The 18,289-nt window shown below is 58.8% G+C and carries 18 protein-coding genes and 3 tRNA genes; 6 read left to right on the top strand and 15 right to left on the bottom strand.

The features are described from left to right. Nucleotides 1-164 precede the first annotated feature (164 nt). The 8 genes from BT116_RS20010 to BT116_RS19975 all read right to left on the bottom strand — a co-directional run bounded on the left by BT116_RS20010 (nt 165) and on the right by BT116_RS19975 (nt 7,341). Nucleotides 165-437 (bottom strand): HU family DNA-binding protein, encoded by a 273-nt coding sequence (locus tag BT116_RS20010; protein ID WP_002552737.1) that lies wholly within the window; start codon nt 435-437, stop codon nt 165-167. Nucleotides 438-586: 149 nt separating this feature from the next. Further along, complete coding sequence (lon, locus tag BT116_RS20005) at nt 587-2,983, bottom strand: endopeptidase La (protein ID WP_057448844.1); 2,397 nt, start codon at nt 2,981-2,983, stop codon at nt 587-589. A 161-nt stretch (nt 2,984-3,144) separates the two neighbouring features. Continuing rightward, nucleotides 3,145-4,428 (bottom strand): ATP-dependent Clp protease ATP-binding subunit ClpX, encoded by a 1,284-nt coding sequence (gene clpX / locus BT116_RS20000; RefSeq protein ID WP_063322129.1) that lies wholly within the window; start codon nt 4,426-4,428, stop codon nt 3,145-3,147. 107 nt (nt 4,429-4,535) lie between these two features. Beyond that, nucleotides 4,536-5,177, bottom strand: coding sequence for an ATP-dependent Clp endopeptidase proteolytic subunit ClpP (clpP, locus tag BT116_RS19995; protein WP_003183177.1), 642 nt, complete (start codon nt 5,175-5,177; stop codon nt 4,536-4,538). A 93-nt stretch (nt 5,178-5,270) separates the two neighbouring features. Continuing rightward, complete coding sequence (gene tig / locus BT116_RS19990; protein WP_063322130.1) at nt 5,271-6,581, bottom strand: trigger factor; 1,311 nt, start codon at nt 6,579-6,581, stop codon at nt 5,271-5,273. Between the two features lie 423 nt (nt 6,582-7,004). Continuing rightward, a tRNA-Leu gene (locus BT116_RS19985) sits at nt 7,005-7,089 on the bottom strand. Nucleotides 7,090-7,147: 58 nt separating this feature from the next. Further along, nucleotides 7,148-7,223 (bottom strand) — tRNA-His (locus BT116_RS19980). A 41-nt stretch (nt 7,224-7,264) separates the two neighbouring features. After that, nucleotides 7,265-7,341, bottom strand: a tRNA-Arg gene (locus tag BT116_RS19975). Nucleotides 7,342-7,622: 281 nt separating this feature from the next. Here BT116_RS19975 and folD point away from each other — a divergent pair. Further along, the gene (folD, locus tag BT116_RS19970; protein ID WP_003199858.1) at nt 7,623-8,477 is read left to right on the top strand and encodes a bifunctional methylenetetrahydrofolate dehydrogenase/methenyltetrahydrofolate cyclohydrolase FolD; all 855 of its coding nucleotides are present in this window, start codon (nt 7,623-7,625) and stop codon (nt 8,475-8,477) included. Nucleotides 8,478-8,791: 314 nt separating this feature from the next. Beyond that, a complete protein-coding gene (gene pbpG / locus BT116_RS19965) occupies nt 8,792-9,730 on the top strand; it encodes a D-alanyl-D-alanine endopeptidase (RefSeq protein ID WP_072346585.1) in 939 nt (312 codons plus the stop codon). 11 nt (nt 9,731-9,741) lie between these two features. Here pbpG and BT116_RS19960 read toward each other — a convergent pair whose 3' ends face one another. Together BT116_RS19960 and BT116_RS19955 are read right to left on the bottom strand one after the other, a co-directional pair. Next, the gene (locus tag BT116_RS19960) at nt 9,742-9,936 is read right to left on the bottom strand and encodes a DUF6021 family protein (protein ID WP_060738326.1); all 195 of its coding nucleotides are present in this window, start codon (nt 9,934-9,936) and stop codon (nt 9,742-9,744) included. 100 nt (nt 9,937-10,036) lie between these two features. Next, nucleotides 10,037-10,714 carry a hypothetical protein gene (locus BT116_RS19955; protein ID WP_072346583.1) on the bottom strand — a complete coding sequence of 226 codons (678 nt, stop codon included), beginning with the start codon at nt 10,712-10,714 and terminating at the stop codon, nt 10,037-10,039. A gap of 223 nt (nt 10,715-10,937) precedes the next feature. Between BT116_RS19955 and BT116_RS31080 the strand changes: the two genes are divergently transcribed. Next, a complete protein-coding gene (locus BT116_RS31080) occupies nt 10,938-11,102 on the top strand; it encodes a hypothetical protein (RefSeq protein WP_170845924.1) in 165 nt (54 codons plus the stop codon). Between the two features lie 71 nt (nt 11,103-11,173). On the opposite strand, the gene BT116_RS19950 is transcribed toward BT116_RS31080, so the two are convergent. Beyond that, complete coding sequence (locus BT116_RS19950) at nt 11,174-11,923, bottom strand: TerC family protein (protein ID WP_072346581.1); 750 nt, start codon at nt 11,921-11,923, stop codon at nt 11,174-11,176. Nucleotides 11,924-11,949: 26 nt separating this feature from the next. Beyond that, entirely contained in the window at nt 11,950-12,201 is a 252-nt protein-coding gene (locus tag BT116_RS19945; protein WP_063322134.1) for a hypothetical protein, read from the bottom strand. A 139-nt stretch (nt 12,202-12,340) separates the two neighbouring features. On the opposite strand from BT116_RS19945, the gene nhaR reads away from it, so the two are divergent. After that, the gene (gene nhaR / locus BT116_RS19940; protein WP_060738330.1) at nt 12,341-13,237 is read left to right on the top strand and encodes a transcriptional activator NhaR; all 897 of its coding nucleotides are present in this window, start codon (nt 12,341-12,343) and stop codon (nt 13,235-13,237) included. Here the strand turns inward: nhaR and BT116_RS19935 are convergent. Continuing rightward, nucleotides 13,234-14,385 carry an MFS transporter gene (locus BT116_RS19935; RefSeq protein ID WP_072346579.1) on the bottom strand — a complete coding sequence of 384 codons (1,152 nt, stop codon included), beginning with the start codon at nt 14,383-14,385 and terminating at the stop codon, nt 13,234-13,236. The two genes, nhaR and BT116_RS19935, sit on opposite strands and share 4 nt — an antisense overlap. A 282-nt stretch (nt 14,386-14,667) precedes the next feature. Between BT116_RS19935 and sstT the strand changes: the two genes are divergently transcribed. Next, nucleotides 14,668-15,900: a serine/threonine transporter SstT gene (sstT, locus tag BT116_RS19930; protein ID WP_072346577.1), complete on the top strand. Its 1,233-nt coding sequence runs from the start codon at nt 14,668-14,670 to the stop codon at nt 15,898-15,900. Nucleotides 15,901-16,099: 199 nt separating this feature from the next. Here sstT and BT116_RS19925 read toward each other — a convergent pair whose 3' ends face one another. Beyond that, nucleotides 16,100-16,609, bottom strand: coding sequence for a DUF1993 domain-containing protein (locus tag BT116_RS19925; protein ID WP_072346575.1), 510 nt, complete (start codon nt 16,607-16,609; stop codon nt 16,100-16,102). 130 nt (nt 16,610-16,739) lie between these two features. Between BT116_RS19925 and BT116_RS19920 the strand changes: the two genes are divergently transcribed. After that, on the top strand, nt 16,740-17,387 hold the full coding sequence (locus BT116_RS19920; RefSeq protein WP_072346573.1) for a YceH family protein: 648 nt from the start codon (nt 16,740-16,742) through the stop codon (nt 17,385-17,387). 6 nt (nt 17,388-17,393) lie between these two features. Here the strand turns inward: BT116_RS19920 and BT116_RS19915 are convergent, their stop codons facing one another. After that, the gene (locus tag BT116_RS19915; protein WP_072346571.1) at nt 17,394-18,215 is read right to left on the bottom strand and encodes a shikimate 5-dehydrogenase; all 822 of its coding nucleotides are present in this window, start codon (nt 18,213-18,215) and stop codon (nt 17,394-17,396) included. Nucleotides 18,216-18,289: the final 74 nt, after the last annotated feature.

The raw sequence follows: 18,289 nt of genomic DNA, 5'->3' as shown, positions 1-18,289 counted from the left end.
GGATAGAAGAAAGGCGCATCCGAGGATGCGCCTTCTCGTAACTGGCGGAGCGGACCGGGCTCTAACCTGCAAGCCCTGGCGTGCCAGACCGGTTGCAACCGGCCGTATTACCGCTCCGCTGCCAAGCCAGGCATGACCCCGACCCGGATAAACTCAACGAAACCTTAGTTAACGGCTTCTTTCAGTGCTTTACCAGCTTTGAAGCCTGGCTTTTTGGCAGCAGCGATTTCCAGCGTCTTACCGGTCTGCGGGTTACGACCGATACGAGCAGGACGATCAGTCACGGAGAAGGTACCGAAACCAACCAGAACAACGGAGTCGCCAGCCTTCAGAGCGCCAGTGACGGATTCGATTACAGCGTCCAGCGCACGGCCAGCAGCAGCTTTCGGGATATCAGCGGATGCAGCGATAGCATCAATCAGTTCCGACTTGTTCACTCTAAGTCCCCTTATATCTATTTGAGATGATTCTAAGTTTTTTTGGTGAAAGCAAAAACGAGTGCTGAATGGCCTGCAGACACTTATAGAGCCGCTTTATAACAAGGGCTCTAAAAAACTGTCAAGGAAGCCCCCCAGGCAAATGCGTATTAATGCGTGCTAATTCTTTCCTTAGAGTCAGACTCTCGCTTTTCTTCCTTCGCGACAATCTCCGGAGCCACATCCGGCAAGGGCTCCGGCGCGTATTGCAGCGCAATTTGCAGGACCTCGTCAATCCATTTAACGGGTTTGATCTGAAGATCTTGCTTGATGTTGTCAGGAATTTCCTTCAGGTCGCGGACATTCTCTTCGGGAATGATCACGATCTTGATCCCGCCACGGTGTGCCGCCAGCAGTTTTTCCTTCAGGCCGCCAATCGCCAGGACCTGGCCACGCAACGTGATTTCACCCGTCATGGCGACGTCGGCGCGCACCGGAATACCGGTCAATGCCGAAACCAGGGCCGTGCACATGCCTACACCAGCGCTTGGGCCGTCCTTGGGCGTAGCCCCTTCAGGCATGTGGATATGCGTATCGCGCTTCTCATGGAAGTCCAGGGGAATACCCAGGCTCCGGGCGCGACTGCGAACCACCGTCAGCGCAGCGGTGATCGATTCGACCATCACGTCGCCCAGGGAACCGGTCTTGATCAGTTGCCCCTTGCCCGGCACCACGGCGGCTTCGATGGTCAGCAACTCACCACCGACCTGGGTCCAGGCCAAGCCAGTCACCTGGCCGATCTGGTCCTGTTGCTCGGCAAGGCCATAGCGGAACTTGCGTACGCCCAGGAAGTGCTCCAGCAGGTCCGCAGTGACCTTGACCGCGAAGCGTTTTTCCAGCGCATGTTCCTTGACCGCCTTGCGGCAAACCTTGGCAATCTGCCGTTCCAGGCCACGCACACCGGCTTCGCGGGTGTAGTAGCGGATGATGTCGCGAATCGCTTCCTCGTCGAATTCCAGCTCGCCTTTTTTCAGGCCGTTGGCCTGGATCTGCTTGGGCGAAAGGTATTTCACGGCGATGTTGATCTTCTCGTCCTCGGTGTAACCCGGCAGACGAATCACCTCCATCCGGTCCAGCAACGCTGGCGGAATGTTCATGGAGTTGGAGGTGCAAAGGAACATCACGTCCGACAGGTCGTAATCGACCTCCAGGTAGTGATCGTTGAAGTTGTGATTCTGCTCAGGATCGAGGACTTCGAGCAACGCAGAGGCTGGATCGCCGCGCATGTCGCTACCCATCTTGTCGATTTCGTCCAAAAGGAACAGCGGATTGCGCACGCCGACCTTTGTCATCTTTTGAATCAATCTTCCTGGCATCGAACCGATGTAGGTACGGCGATGGCCCCGAATTTCCGCCTCATCGCGCACGCCGCCAAGGGCCATGCGTACAAATTTGCGGTTGGTGGCGTGGGCAATCGACTCCGCAAGGGAGGTTTTACCGACCCCTGGAGGACCAACCAGGCACAGGACCGGGCCACGGATCTTCTTCACGCGCTTCTGCACGGCGAGGTATTCCAGGATACGTTCCTTGACCTCTTCCAGGCCGTAATGATCGGCGTCGAGGATGTCTTCGGCACGCGCCAGGTCCAGACGCACCTTGCTCTGGGCTTTCCACGGCACCTGGACCAACCAGTCGATGTAGGAGCGCACGACGGTGGCCTCGGCAGACATTGGCGACATTTGCTTGAGCTTGTTCAGCTCGGCCTGGGCCTTAGCCAGTGCATCCTTGGGCAAGCCGGCAGCATCGATGCGCTTTTTCAGCTCCTCGATTTCGTTGTGACCTTCGTCGCCATCGCCCAGCTCTTTCTGGATGGCCTTCATCTGCTCATTCAGGTAGTACTCGCGCTGGCTGCGCTCCATCTGCTTCTTGACGCGACCGCGAATGCGTTTCTCGACCTGCAACAGATCGATTTCGCCGTCGAGCAGTGCCAGCACGTGTTCGACACGGGCCGACAAATCAATGATTTCGAGAATTTCCTGCTTCTGCTCGATTTTGAGGGCCATGTGGGCCGCCATCGTATCGACCAATCGCCCAGGCTCATCGATGCTGTTAAGCGACGACAGGACCTCTGCAGGCACCTTCTTGCCCAGTTGCACGTATTGTTCGAACTGCGACAGCAGGCTGCGGACAAACACTTCTGATTCACGCTCGGGCGCATCGACCTCTTCGATCAGCGACACCTCGGCCCGGCAATGGCCGTCCACTTCGCTGAAACGCTCGATAGCACCACGCTGCTCGCCTTCGACCAGGACCTTGACGGTGCCGTCGGGCAGCTTGAGCAATTGCAGAACCGTTGCAATCGTACCTACGCGATACAGTGCGTCTTCGCCGGGATCATCGTCGGCAGGATTTCTCTGAGCCAGCAGAAGAATCTGCTTGTCACCCGTCATCGCAGCCTCAAGGGCTTCGATGGACTTCTCGCGCCCCACGAACAGCGGGATAACCATGTGCGGATACACCACGACATCGCGCAATGGCAGGAGAGGCAATTCGATGGTTGTCTTCATGATTTCGCCTCTACGGCGGCCCTCGGGCCGGAAACAGATGGAAGTAAGCTTGAAACCAAGATGGGGGCAGCCTCGAAAAAAAACAAGCGCTAAGACACGTCTAAAACGCGCAAAAAGCAAAGGGGCCCGAAGGCCCCTTCTTTGTTCCGGCAGCGGGACGCTTAAGCGTCCGGTGCGGCCTTGGCAGCCGGCTCATTGTTTTCATAGATATACAATGGCTTGGACTTGCCTTCTATGACGCTTTCATCGATCACGACTTTACTCACCTCTGACTGCGAGGGGATCTCGTACATCGTGTCGAGCAATACGCCTTCGAGGATCGAGCGCAATCCACGCGCACCGGTCTTGCGTTCCAGGGCACGTTTTGCGACCGATTTCAGCGCGTCGGAACGGAACTCCAGGTCTACACCTTCCATTTCGAACAGCTTGGCATACTGCTTGGTCAGGGCGTTTTTCGGCTCGGTCAGGATCTGCATCAACGCAGCTTCATCCAACTCGTCCAGCGTCGCCAGGACCGGCAGACGACCGACGAATTCCGGGATCAGACCGAACTTGACCAAATCGTCAGGCTCGACTTCACGCAGGGACTCACCGACCTTCTTGCCCTCTTCCTTGCTGCGCACTTCGGCGTTGAAACCAATGCCGCCACGGGTGGAACGGTTTTGAATAACCTTTTCCAGGCCGGAGAACGCACCACCGCAGATGAACAGGATGTTACGGGTGTCGACTTGCAGGAATTCCTGCTGCGGATGCTTGCGGCCACCTTGGGGCGGAACGGAAGCGACCGTACCTTCGATCAACTTGAGCAAGGCCTGCTGCACGCCCTCACCGGAAACATCCCGGGTGATGGACGGGTTGTCGGACTTGCGCGAAATCTTGTCGATTTCGTCGATGTAGACAATGCCCATCTGGGCCTTTTCCACATCGTAGTCGCACTTCTGCAACAACTTCTGAATGATGTTCTCGACGTCTTCACCTACATAACCCGCCTCGGTGAGGGTGGTTGCGTCGGCGATGGTGAACGGAACGTTCAGCAAGCGGGCCAGGGTTTCGGCAAGCAAGGTCTTACCCGAGCCTGTCGGGCCGATCAGCAGGATGTTGCTCTTGCCGAGTTCGACCTCGTCATTCTTCTTGTCACGCTGGTTCAGGCGCTTGTAGTGGTTGTACACCGCTACGGCCAGTACCTTTTTCGCACGTTCCTGACCAATCACATACTGATCAAGGATGCCGCTGATTTCTTTAGGCGAAGGCAATTTATGCGCGCTGCTCTCGGCCTGGGCTTCCTGCACCTCCTCGCGGATGATGTCATTGCACAGGTCGACGCACTCGTCGCAAATGAAGACCGAGGGGCCGGCAATCAATTTGCGCACTTCATGCTGGCTTTTGCCACAGAAGGAGCAATAAAGCAGTTTGCCGTTGTCCTCGCCGTTGCGGGTGTCAGTCATTCGATCGATCCAAATCCGATAGGCTTGCAACACAAGATGAAGGCAATTGCGGGCTTTTTCAAGCCCGCAGGCGGCCGGTCATCCCAACCACCTGCATATTGAGCGGCTTAGGCAGGCATTTGACGCTTGTTGATCACGGAGTCGATCAGGCCATATTCGGCCGCACGCTCCGCGCTCATGAAGTTGTCACGCTCGGTGTCACGCTCAATGGTTTCGAGGCTTTGGCCGGTATGATGGGCCAGCAACGAGTTCAGGCGCGAACGAATGTGAAGGATTTCCTTGGCATGGATGTCGATATCCGACGCCTGGCCCTGGAAGCCGCCCAATGGCTGGTGAATCATCATCCGCGAGTTAGGCAGGCAGTGACGCTTGCCCGCTGCGCCGCCGGCGAGCAGGAAAGCGCCCATGCTGCAGGCCTGGCCGATGCAGATGGTGGAAACGTCAGGCTTGATGAACTGCATGGTGTCGTAGATCGACATGCCCGCAGTCACCGAACCGCCAGGTGAGTTGATGTACAGATGGATATCCTTGTCCGGGTTTTCCGCTTCAAGGAACAACAGCTGCGCCGCGACCAGGTTGGCCATGTAGTCTTCAACGGGGCCGATCAGGAAGATGACGCGTTCCTTGAGCAGACGCGAGTAGATGTCATAGGCACGTTCGCCGCGGGCGGACTGCTCGATAACCATCGGGACCAGGCCGCCTGCGGCCTGGATGTCAGAGCTCTGCTGATAAAAAGAATTGCGGGACATGTCTCGCAGTCACTCCCAAATAGTTATGTCTTGAATACGCATAAGCCAGCGCGAAGGCTGGCTTATGGGTGTTTATTTCTTACCGCAGAACCATCAATCGGCTTGTGGAGCTTCCACCGGCTTGACCGCTTCTTCGTAAGAGACCGCTTTATCGGTCACGCTAGCTTTCTGCAGAACAGTATCCACAACTTGTTCTTCCAGCACAACCGAACGGACTTCGTTCAGTTGCTGGTCGTTCTTGTAGTACCAGGACACGACTTGCTCAGGCTCTTGATAGGCCGAGGCCATTTCCTGGATCAGCTCGCGAACGCGGGCTTCGTCAGGCTTGAGCTCGAACTGCTTGACCACTTCGGCGACGATCAGGCCCAGTACGACGCGGCGCTTGGCTTGTTCTTCGAACAATTCGGCAGGCAGCTGGTCCGGCTTGATGTTGCCACCGAACTGCTGAACAGCCTGCACACGCAGACGGTTCACTTCGTTGTCCAGCAGAGCCTTTGGCACTTCGATCGGGTTGGAGGCCAGCAGACCGTCCATGACCTGGTTCTTGACCTTGGACTTGATGGCCTGGCGCAGCTCACGCTCCATGTTCTTGCGAACTTCGGCGCGGAAACCTTCCAGACCGGTTTCCTTGATACCGAACTGGGCGAAGAACTCTTCGTTCAGCTCAGGCAGTTTCGGCTCGGAAACAGTGTTGACGGTCACGGTGAACTCGGCGGCTTTGCCAGCCAGGTCCAGGTTCTGGTAGTCCTCAGGGAAGGTCACATTCAGAACGCGCTCTTCACCGGCCTTGGCGCCAACCAGGCCGTCTTCGAAGCCAGGAATCATGCGACCAGAGCCCAGCACCAACTGAGTAGCCTTGGCGGAACCGCCGGCGAACACTTCACCGTCGACCTTGCCGACGAAATCGATGTTCAGTTGATCTTCGTTCTGGGCGGCACGCTCAGTCACTTCGAAACGAGTGTTCTGCTTGCGCAGGATGTCCAGCATCTTGTCCAGGTCGGCATCCGATACGTCAGCGCTCAGGCGCTCGACGGCGATGGATTCGAAACCGGCAACCGTGAACTCAGGGAACACTTCGAACGTGGCGACGAATTCCAGGTCCTTGCCTTTTTCCAACACTTTAGGCTCGACGGACGGAGCGCCGGCCGGGTTCAGCTTCTGCTCGACGACCGCTTCGTAGAACGAAGACTGGATCACGTCGCCCACGGCTTCCTGACGCGCATCAGCTTCGTAACGCTGACGGATCACGCTCATTGGCACTTTGCCTGGGCGGAAACCTGGGATTTTGGCCTTTTGGGCAGTCTGCTGCAGACGCTTGTTGACCTGAGTCTCGATGCGCTCAGCCGGCACGGTGATGCTCATGCGGCGCTCAAGAGCAGAAGTATTTTCAACAGAAACTTGCATGGATATTCCTCGTTGCACAGACGTTGGCCGGGCGTTTCCGACCCCAGAATCAAGGGCATGCATTCTAGTAGGTCAAACTCAAGAAGTCACCCTACTGAAAACGCGCTGGAAACAGGCGCCGGATTTAGGACGGGACAAACGCTCATGCCCCACCCGGATTGCAAATACAGTCGATTCAGCCCAAGGCTCTGCGCCAACGCTTCTATATATAGAAGCAGCTTGCCCGATCGCGCGACGCCCGCCCCCACAAGGGGACCGACGGACATGTCACGCATCATCGCGAAACACATTCGCGAAGAACCGATCGCTACGCGCAGCGCCAAAAAACCGTACCGACACCAAACACAGAACCACTGAAAACAAAAACGGCGCAGCCCTTTTCAGGTACTGCGCCGTTTTCTGCTATTTAAATAGCGACTTGTATGGTGCGGACGGAGAGACTCGAACTCTCACACCTTGCGGCGCTGGAACCTAAATCCAGTGTGTCTACCAATTCCACCACATCCGCGTATCAAGCTTTTAAAGCAAAGGCGCCAGATTGTTAGATCTGGCGCCTTTCTAGAATATGGGGTGGACGATGGGGATCGAACCCACGACAACGGGAGTCACAATCCCGTGCTCTACCAACTGAGCTACGCCCACCATATTGCCTTGCTGCCTTACTTGTGCCAAAGCTGCCTAATTGGCGCACCCGGCAGGACTCGAACCTGCGACCATCCGCTTAGAAGGCGGATGCTCTATCCAGCTGAGCTACGGGCGCCTTTTTAATCTGTATTCTTGGACGATTACAAACTAAGTGCTTTCAGTTTTGCTGAGTTTAAACAACCAACTCCGCTCCACCTTCTTAACCAGTGCTAGGCTGTGCCCGACAAGTGCGACGAATGTTATAGACGGCCCGATAGGTCGTCAACTCTTTTTTAAAAAAAATTCATTTAATTAAAGGGGTTAGGGGAATTTGCAGACCAAGCGCCTTTGCCCTCACGCCCCGGCATGCGAGAATGCGTTCTCTTTTTTTCCCCTCTCGATGGTTAACCACGCGCAATGACTGCACAACTTATCGACGGCAAATCGATCGCCGCCAGCCTGCGCCAGCAGATCGCCCAACGAGTCACCGAGCGCCGCCAGCAAGGCCTGCGCACGCCCGGCCTTGCGGTGATCCTGGTCGGCAGCGATCCTGCCTCTCAGGTTTATGTCTCGCACAAGCGTAAAGACTGTGAAGAGGTCGGCTTCCTTTCCCAGGCCTACGACCTGCCTTCCGAAACCACCCAGCAAGCGTTGGCCGATCTGATCGATCGCTTGAACGACGACCCGAACATCGACGGCGTTCTGCTCCAGCTGCCGCTGCCTGAACACCTCGACGCCTCCAAGCTGTTGGAGCGTATCCGCCCGGACAAAGACGTCGATGGCTTCCATCCTTATAACGTCGGTCGCCTGGCCCAGCGCATCCCGTTGCTTCGTCCCTGCACCCCGAAAGGCATCATGACGTTGCTGGAAAGCACTGGCGTGGACCTGTATGGCCTCGACGCCGTAGTGGTGGGTGCGTCCAACATCGTTGGTCGTCCAATGGCCATGGAGCTGCTGCTGGCCGGCTGCACCGTGACCGTGACCCATCGTTTCACCAAGGATCTGGCTGGCCATGTCGGCCGCGCGGACCTGGTGGTGGTGGCCGCCGGCAAACCCGGCCTGGTCAAAGGCGAGTGGATCAAGGAAGGCGCCATCGTCATCGACGTGGGCATCAATCGTCAGGAAGATGGCAAGCTGGTGGGCGACGTGGTCTACGAGACCGCCCTGCCCCGCGCCGGCTGGATCACGCCGGTACCTGGCGGCGTAGGCCCGATGACCCGCGCCTGCCTGCTGGAAAACACGTTGTACGCGGCTGAAACGCTGCACAGCTGATACGCGTCAACAAAAAACCTGTGGGAGCGAGCTTGCTCGCGATAGCGATGGACCAGCCAACATCCAGTTGACTGACACACCGCTATCGCGAGCAAGCTCGCTCCCGCAGATGTTTCCGGCGACGGACTTTAGCCGCCAAATTACACATTTTTCAGATTCGTTTCGCCAAAATCCCCCGCCATGAAACTTTATTTATTCATAAGCCTTGGCGGTACAGGCATATAGCGCTGCTGTCGCCCATACTCCTAAAATGCGACGTTTTTTTTTAAAAGTCGTTGCTCAACGGCACCTTCAACTCTATCGAGCCTACTCGCGTGAAAATCCGTCTTTCGATCATCAGCCTGTTCATCGCTTTCACAGGCAGTTTTATCACGCAGAATGTCGCTGCACAGGAAACCATCGCAGCCCCACGGGATACCGCCAAACTGCAAGTCGCCTCGGGCAGCGCGATGCTGTTGGACCTGCAGACCGATAAAGTCGTTTATTCGAGCAACCCGGACGTGGTGGTGCCCATCGCATCGGTGACCAAGTTGATGACCGGCCTGATCGTGCTGGATGCCAAACAGAACCTGGATGAGTACATCTCCATCACCATCGCCAACACCCCAGAGATGAAGGGCGTGTTTTCCCGGGTCAAGCTCAACAGCGAGCTGTCGCGCCGGGACGTGCTGCTGATCGCCCTGATGTCTTCGGAAAACCGCGCCGCCGCCAGCCTCGCCCACCACTATCCGGGGGGCTATGCGGCGTTCATTGCCGCCATGAACGCCAAGGCGAAGGCGCTGGGCATGACCAGCACCCATTACGTCGAACCGACGGGCCTGTCGATCCACAACGTCTCGACTGCCAGGGACCTGACCAAGCTGCTGATCGCCGCGCGCAAGTATCCGCTGCTGAGCGAACTGAGCACGACCAAGGAAAAGACCGTTACCTTCCGCAAGCCTGTGTACAGCCTGGGATTTCGCAACACCGATCATCTGGTCCACAAGGCCAACTGGGATATCCAGTTGACCAAGACTGGCTTCACCAACCAGGCCGGTCACTGCCTGGTGCTGGTGACGAAAATGGGCAATCGCCCGATGGCGCTGGTGATCCTTGACGCCTTTGGCAAGTACACGCACTTCGCCGATGCCAGCCGGATTCGTAGCTGGGTGGAAACCGGAAAAAGCGCCGCGGTACCAGCGGTGGCCCTGCAATACAAGGCCGCCAAGAATCTCAAGAGCCGCCAGAGTGGCGTGGTGGAAGCCTCCCAATAACCACAGGTTATTTATGGCTTCAAGTCACCCAGCGGATCATAGGGCTTGGGCTTGCGCTCATCCTTCTTGTCCAGGGGCGCCTTGGCCGGCCCTACCGGATCGACCTGGGGATCCTCAAGATCCGGTGAATCCGGATCGAACCCCAAGTCATCGCCGCTGGAATGCTCTGACGAATGTGGCCCCGTAGGTGTTTTCGACTGCGCCATGCGTGCCTCCTCCAATCACGGTCGGAAAATGCCCAACCCTGACGATAAGAGCCTCAGGCCTGCCAGGTTGTGCCCGGCAAGTGACGAACGGGGTGAGCGATCAATGCGCCGCTTCCAAGGTCTTGGTGGCCCGTGCCGCGGCTTGTTCCTGCCCTGCCCCGCCCAATTCGACCGCCGCCTTGAGCCACCGCTGCGAGTCGACATTGGCCGGAAGCTGTGTAGGCCGCTGGACCAGCACCGCCCAGCCACCTGCGCTCTGGAAGGCCGACTCGAAGGCACTGAAGCTCATCAATTGCCGCCGGTTCATGCCTGAGCGCAGCAATACCGTCTGCTTCTGACGGTTGTAGCCGGCGAGAATCCCATACCGAGGCTCGGCCCAGAACGCCGAACCGTCGATATAGCGCACCAGCACCGGATAGCCCGCCGCGACCTGTTCCAACAACGCGGGTAGCTTGGCGTCGAGGGGATACACCAGCAACCCGTATTCACGCGCCAGGGTCTGCATATTCAGTTGCAAACCGGCTTCGCCACCCGGCAGGTGCAACGGTTTCTCCAGCAGCCCCGGCGTGATCACCGTGCCTTGCAACGTCAGCAGGGCAGCCAGGGACTGCGGGGCACCCTGGTACATTTCGCCGCGAAAGAACGGCACGCTGTTAAGTTCCACCCGCTCGGGCAGGCGCTGGATCTGCGGCGACACGCTGCCCGCACACCCCACCAGGGCAACGAGGCAGGACAGCGTCAGGACCAGTGATCGAAAAGATGAAATAACCGGCGACATGATGACTCTCTTGTTCAGACACCCGGCATCCGGGCCAGGCTTGGGTCGACGATCATAAGGCGCGCAAAGCCCTGGGTATAGCCATAACGGCAGTTTTACGAGCGCGATAGAACGAACCGATCCGTGCCCGAACGCCACGGATCGATTACCTGCAACACTTGGACGACTAGACTGTCCATGTATTAGGTGCGTGATCCCGGACCGGGATAAAAAGGAGGCACAGATGAGCCTGACCACGACAATTCTGATGCTGATATTCGGCTGGCTGAGCGTAGCCACGGCCATGCTGTGGGGTGTGCTCCGGATCACCCGGCGCCATCATCACGCGCCACCTGCGCAGTCGGAAAAAACCAGAAAAACCGCGCGACGCCACGCCACCGCACACTGAGCATTCGCTTTTCAACCCCTCGCAAAAAAGCCACCCGGGCCTGGACCCGGGTGGCTTCTGTCTGCCTGGCATCAGGCGTTGTCGGCCAACGCCCTTTCCCTGGCCCGACGGGACAACATGTTCAACACTTCGATCGCCGCCGAGAACGCCATGGCCGCATAGATATAGCCCTTGGGCACATGGGCACCGAAGCCTTCGGCGATCAGCGTCATGCCGATCATGATCAGGAAACCCAGGGCCAGCATCACCACCGTCGGGTTGTCATTGATGAACTTGGCGAGCGGCTCGGCCGCCAGCAGCATCACCAACACCGACACAATGACCGCAATGATCATGATCGGCAAATGCTCGGTCATGCCCACAGCCGTGATGATGCTGTCGATGGAAAACACCAGGTCCAACATCAGGATCTGACCGATTGCTGCAGCAAAGCCCAGGGTCACGCCGGACGTGGCCGACTTGGGATCATTCGGTGCAGGGTCCATGCTGTGGTGGATTTCAGTGGTCGCTTTCCACAGCAGGAACAGGCCGCCGGCAATCAGGATCATGTCTTTCCAGGAGAACGCCTGGCCCAGGATTTCGATGACCGGTTCGGTCAACTGCACAATGAAGGCAATGGTGCTCAACAAGCCCAGGCGCAGGATCAGCGCCATGCCGATCCCGATCCGCCGCGCCTTGGCACGGTGCTGGGCGGGCAGCTTGTTGGTCAGAATCGAAATGAAGATCAGGTTATCGATGCCAAGCACGATTTCCATGACCACCAGAGTTGCCAGGGCGATCCACGCGGTGGGGCTGGCGGCGAGCTGTAGAAGATAATCCATGGGTCAGTCCTGACTGATGTGACGTGTTAGATGGTTTTGGTCGGGGTTTGTGTTTCGTCAGCTTCGTCCGCCGGTTTTTTCTTCGGGCTGATCAACCCGCCGGTGGCTTCGCTGATCGCCTGTTCGGCGGCCTTGTGGGTGTCATCAATGGCCTGCTTGGCGGTTTCCGCAGCCTGGCCCATCAGTTGCTGGGCACTTTTCTCAGCCTGTTCACAACCCGCCAGTGTCGTTACGGACATCACAAGCAGGGCTGCCAGCCCCAGGGATTTGTATGTCATGGAATGAATGCCTCTTGGGAGAATAAAAGGAGCACGAAAGTGGCCCACCAATGGCAAGGCATTCTAGAGACGCGAATACTTCAGGAAAATTCGTATTTTCAGCGGTTATACTTCGGTTTTTACGAAGCAACGTGATCCCATGCTCAATTATCGACAACTGCATTATTTCTGGGTGGTGGCTAAAACCGGCAGCATCGTGCGCGCCTGCGAGCAGTTGAACCTGACCCCACAGACCATCAGCGGGCAGATTTCCCTGTTCGAACAGACCTATAACATCAAGCTGTTTCGCCGCGTCGGACGGCAACTGGAACTGACCGAGGCCGGCCGCCAGACCTTGCCCTACGCCGAACACATGTTCCAGTTGGGTGGCGAGCTGGAATTGATGCTGCGAGCCCAGCCCAACGAGCAGCAAACCCTGTTTCGGGTCGGGGTGGCGGATGTGGTGCCCAAATCCATCGTCTACCGGCTGCTTGCGCCGACCATGGAGTTGAGTGAGCCGCTGCGCATCACCTGTCGCGAGGACAAGCTCGAACGGCTGCTGGCGGACTTGGCAATCCAGCGTCTGGACCTGGTGATTTCCGACAGCCCGATGCCGACCCACCTGGACATCAAGGGCTACAGCCAGAAACTGGGGGAATGCGGGATCAGCTTTTTCGCCACCGCCGCGCTGGCCGAACGCTACGGGCAGGATTTCCCCCACGGCCTGCATGACGCTCCACTGCTGATTCCCGGGCCGGAAACCGTGGTGCGCAGTCGCTTGCAACGCTGGTTCGCCGAGCAACAGATCCAGCCGCGTATCGTCGGCGAGTTCGACGACAGCGCATTGATGCAGGCCTTCGGCCAATCAGGCAGCGGGATTTTCATCGGCCCGAGCGTGATCGCCGAAGAGGTCAAGCGCCAGTACGGCGTAGAAGTGATCGGCCAGACCGATGCGGTGAGCGAATCCTTCTACGCCATTTCCGTGGAGCGCAAGGTCAGCCACCCCGGCATCGTCGCGATTGCCGAAGGCGCGCGTCGCGAGTTGTTCAGCACTTAGCAGGTAACACGAGGTTTGAAGGTCATCAGCAGCAACGCCAGCAGAATCGATACGAAGATGAACCCGGCCGCCGCAAACCCGACACTGCCCAGGCCCAGGGTATCGATGACCCGGCCACCGACCATCGCCCCCAGGCCAATCCCCAGGTTGGCCCCGGCGATGTTCAACGATGCGGCAAAGGCCGGGGCCTGCGGAGCCGCCTTCATCAGCCGCACATGACTGACCAGGAACAAGGCCGCCTGGGTTACGCCCCAGATGCCCATCGCCGCCGCCAGCGCGAGGGGCGAATGAATGCTCGGCACCAACGCCACCATGCCGCCGATCAGGAACAGGCAGAAGACCATCGATGCAATCAACGGATGCCGGTCCACCGCACGACCGCCCAGGGAATTGCCCAATAGCCCGACTGCACCAAAGCCCATCAGGCACCAGCCCACCAGGGTGCCATCGAACCCAGCGAGGCGTTCGAGGATATCCGCCAGGTAGGTGTAGGCGGTGAACATGCCGCTGAACACCAGGATCGACAACAGCACATGCCCTTGCATCAACGGGCTGCGCAGGATCTTGAATTGCGAACCAAAGCTCACCTGATGCTGGTGCAGGTTGGTTTTCGGCAAGTAGATAAACAGCAGCAAGGCCTTGGCGAAGGCGATGACCGCCAGGATCGCGAACGCACTGCGCCAGCCAAACGCATCGGAAATCAACGTGCCCACGGGGATGCCGAACACCGTGGCACAGACGATGCCAAAGCCGATTCGGGCGATGGCCCGGCCGGCCAACTGTGGCCCGACAATGTCCACCGCCGTTTCACTGGCCAGCGCCCAGAACACCGGCAGGCCCAGGGCCGGGATCAACCGGGCAACGGCCATCACCCAGATGTTGGGGGCAACGGCGGCGAGCATGTTGGCCAGACCGAACATCACCAGCACGCTGATAAACAACTTGCGCCGCTCAAAGCGGGCGAACCAGGCCGTCAGGAAAGGCCCGAACGCCGCCACCGTAAACGCGAACAACGTCACCAGTAGCCCGGCCTGGGGGATGCTGACCTGCAAGTCGCGGGCGATAGAGGGCAACAGGCCAACGATGACGAATTCCGTGGTCAGCACCGTAAAACCGGCGGCCGACAACAGGAAAATGGGTAACAACATGCAGAACTCCAGCGAAACGACGACACCAGCGTTAGCCTAAGGGCCCGCTGGCAGTAAGAAAGTGAGAACGGCAAAGCCTAACAGAATGCGCGCGTCTTACAAACGCATGCCAGGCCCCGGATAAGGGTGACGGACTGTCACAGGTCCGTCAGATTTGTTACCGGCTGTGATAAAGTCCGCGGCCTGCAAACGCCGTACTTTCCCACGGTCCGCTCATGTGGCCTGCCCGCTTGTTGCCCTGACTCGTCGACCGTCGCACACAATAAAATCAGAGATGCCGCTATGACAGCTTCGTCCGTTACCCCTATGCAACGCCTCAAACGCACCAGCCTGGTGACGCAAATCATCATCGGTCTGATCGCCGGTATTGTCCTGGCATGGCTGGCGCCCGACGTGGCCAAGTCCACCGCATTCATCGGCAAGGTCTTCGTGTCCGCGCTCAAGGCCGTAGCGCCGATCCTGGTATTCGTACTGGTCATGGCATCCATCGCCAACCACAAGCACGGCCAGGAAACCCATATCCGCCCCATCCTGTTCCTCTACCTGCTGGGCACGTTCGCCGCGGCGGTGATCGCGGTGGTTGCCAGTACACTGTTTCCGTCCAGCCTGGTGCTATCGACCCAAGACGTCGCGGTCACGGCGCCCGGGGGCATCAGCGAGGTGCTGCAAAGCCTGCTGCTGAGCGTGGTGGATAACCCGGTCCGGGCGCTGATGGACGGTAACTTCATCGGCATCCTGGCCTGGGCCATCGGCATGGGCATCGCCATTCGCCATGCAGGCCAGACCACCCGCACCGTGCTCGAAGACCTGTCCAACGGCGTGACCGTGATCGTGCGCCTGGTCATTCGCTTCGCCCCACTGGGGATCTTCGGCCTGGTAGCCTCGACGCTGGCCACTTCCGGCTTCGGCGCGCTGCTTGGTTACCTGCACCTGCTCACCGTACTGATCGGCTGCATGCTGTTCGTGGCGTTGGTGGTCAACCCACTCATCGTGTTCTGGAAACTGCGTCGCAACCCCTACCCGCTGGTATTCACCTGCCTGCGTGAGAGCGGTATCACGGCATTTTTCACGCGCAGCTCGGCGGCGAATATTCCGGTGAACCTGGAACTGAGCAAACGCCTGGGCCTGCACGAAGACACCTATTCGGTGTCGATCCCCCTGGGCGCGACCATCAACATGGCCGGCGCCGCCATCACCATCACCGTACTGACTCTGGCGGCCGTACACACCCTGGGTATTGTGGTGGACGTGCCAACGGCCGTGCTGCTGAGCGTTGTCGCGGCCATTTGCGCGTGCGGCGCATCCGGGGTGGCCGGTGGTTCGCTGTTGCTGATTCCCCTGGCGTGCAGCCTGTTCGGCATTCCCAGCGAAATCGCCATGCAAGTGGTCGCGGTGGGTTTCATCATCGGTGTCCTGCAGGACTCGGCGGAGACGGCGTTGAACTCGTCTACGGATGTGCTGTTCACCGCGGCGGCATGCCTGGGTGAGGAAGAGAAGCTCGCGCGTACGGCGTAACAACTGCGGTGGCTATTCGGTCGTCATCGTCTCCCACAGAGGCCAGCGGCGCTCACACAATAGCCGCTGCACAATAGATCCCCTGTGGGAGCGAGCTTGCTCGCGATAGCGGTGATACATCCGCCGAGGATGTGCCAGACAGCCACAAAAAAGCCCGGGAACGGCCCACACCGTCCCGGGCGTTTTCATGCCGGCGGGGTTAGAACGCGCCCATGTAGTCGCGCTTGCCCACTTCCACGCCATTGTGGCGCAGCAAGGCGTAGGCGGTGGTGACGTGGAAGAAGAACTGCGGCAGGCCGTAGGTCAGCAGGTAGTTCTGGCCGCTGAAGCGCTTTTCCTTCGGCGTGCCCGGACGGGTGACGATTTCGATGCCTTCCTTGCCATCGATCTGCGCAGGGCTGATGCCGTCGATAAAGGCCAAGACCTTGGCGATCAGGGCTTGCAGCTCGGCGAACGTAGTCTCGCTGTCCTCATACTTCGGCACCTCGACCTCGGCCAGGCGGGCGGATACACCCTTGGCGAAGTCCACCGCGATCTGCACCTGGCGCACCAGCGGGAACATGTCCGGGTACAGGCGAGCTTGCAGGAAGGCGTTCGGGTCGATGTTTTTCGCGGTGGCGTGGGCTTCGGCCTTGTTCAGAACGTCGCTCAACGCGTTGAGCATCTGCTTGAAAACCGGGACGGAAGCGGCGTACAGGGAAATAGTCATGGCGATCTCATGCAGGTGGCAGGAAAGAATGAATCAAACGGCTGCGATTATAGCCACGGCTTGTCGCACAGCTTGTCTTTTATTACGCAAGGATTAGGCTAGGCGGCTTCCACAGCATAGGGAACGCGCGATGAGCATCGAAGAACAACGCCAGGCTGAAGAACCACGGCTCAATAGCACGGAAATCCGCATCCTCGGCGCGCTGGTCGAAAAACAGGCCACCAACCCCGAGACCTACCCGCTGACGCTCAACGCCCTGGTACTGGCCTGCAACCAGAAAACCAGCCGCGAACCGGTGATGAACCTCAACCCGGGCCAGGTCGGCCAGAGCCTGCGGGCGTTGGAAGGTCGCGGCTTTACCAAACTGGTGATGGGCAGCCGCGCCGACCGCTGGGAACATCGGGTCGACAAAGCCCTGGAGCTGGTGCCAGCCCAGGTGGTCCTGATGGGTCTGCTGTTCCTGCGTGGCCCGCAAACAGTCAATGAGCTACTGACCCGCAGCGGTCGGATGCACGACTTCGAAGACGCCGAACAAGTGGTGCACCAGCTCGAACGTCTGATCGCCCGCGGTCTGGCGTTGCTGGTGCCACGCCAGGCCGGCCAGCGCGAAGACCGCTATGTACACGCCATGGGCGATCCGGCGGACATCGAAGCGATTCTCGCCGCCCGCCAGCATCCGGTGGAGCGTGGCGCCGGTGGCGCTGTCTCGCTGGAGCGCATCGAAGAACTCGAAGCCCGGATCGCAGCCCTGGAAGAACGCCTGTCGCGGCTGGAATAGCAGTGCCTACGCCGACCGGGCGAAGGTCACGGCTTTTTCAAATTGCTCCAGGTTGGGCCGCACGCCGGTGTACAGCACGAACTGTTCCAGGGCCTGGATCGCAATGACTTCCAGCCCGGTGATGACCCGCTTGCCTTCGGCGCGGGCGCGCACGATCAGTGGCGTTTCCGACGGGATCGCCACGACATCGAACACAGTCTCGGCCGCGACGATGGTCTCGGGCTCAAACGCCAACTGGTCGGCCTCCGGGCCGCCAGTCATGCCGATCGGCGTGACGTTGATCAACATCTGTGGCCGCCGGGTACCCAGGCCAGCTTGCCATTCATACCCCAGGGACTCGGCCAGGGCTCGCCCCGCGGCTTCATTGCGGGCAACGATCAGCCCGTTCTGGTAACCCCCATCGCGCAAGGCACTGGCCACAGCCTTGGCCATGCCGCCGCTGCCGCGCAAGGCAAAGGTCGAGTCCTTGGGCACCGCGTGGCTTTGTAACAACTGGGCGATGGCAATGTAGTCGGTGTTGTAGGCCTTCAGATGGCCGTTGGTATTGACGATCGTATTGATCGACTGGATCGCGGCGGCGGAAGGATCCAGCTCATCCACCAGGGCAATGCAGGCTTCCTTGAACGGCATCGACACACCGCATCCACGAATCCCCAGGGCACGGATACCGCCCACGGCTCCAGGCAAATCCTGGCTGCTAAACGCCTTGTAGTAGAAATTCAGCCCCAATTGTTCATACAGGTGATTATGAAAACGCAGGCCGAAGTTTCCGGGACGCCCCGATAGCGACATGCACAGTTGGGTGTCTTTGTTGGGATTGATCTGCATGCGTGTCTCCTTGCAATTCACTTTCGGACAGACGGAATCGCCGCTGTGAAAGGTTTTATTCGATGATGATACCG

It is taken from the genome of Pseudomonas sp. NFACC16-2 (assembly GCF_900119205.1).
GTDB lineage: Bacteria > Pseudomonadota > Gammaproteobacteria > Pseudomonadales > Pseudomonadaceae > Aquipseudomonas > Aquipseudomonas fluorescens_Q.
This window is presented reverse-complemented; position numbering and strand designations above follow the sequence as displayed.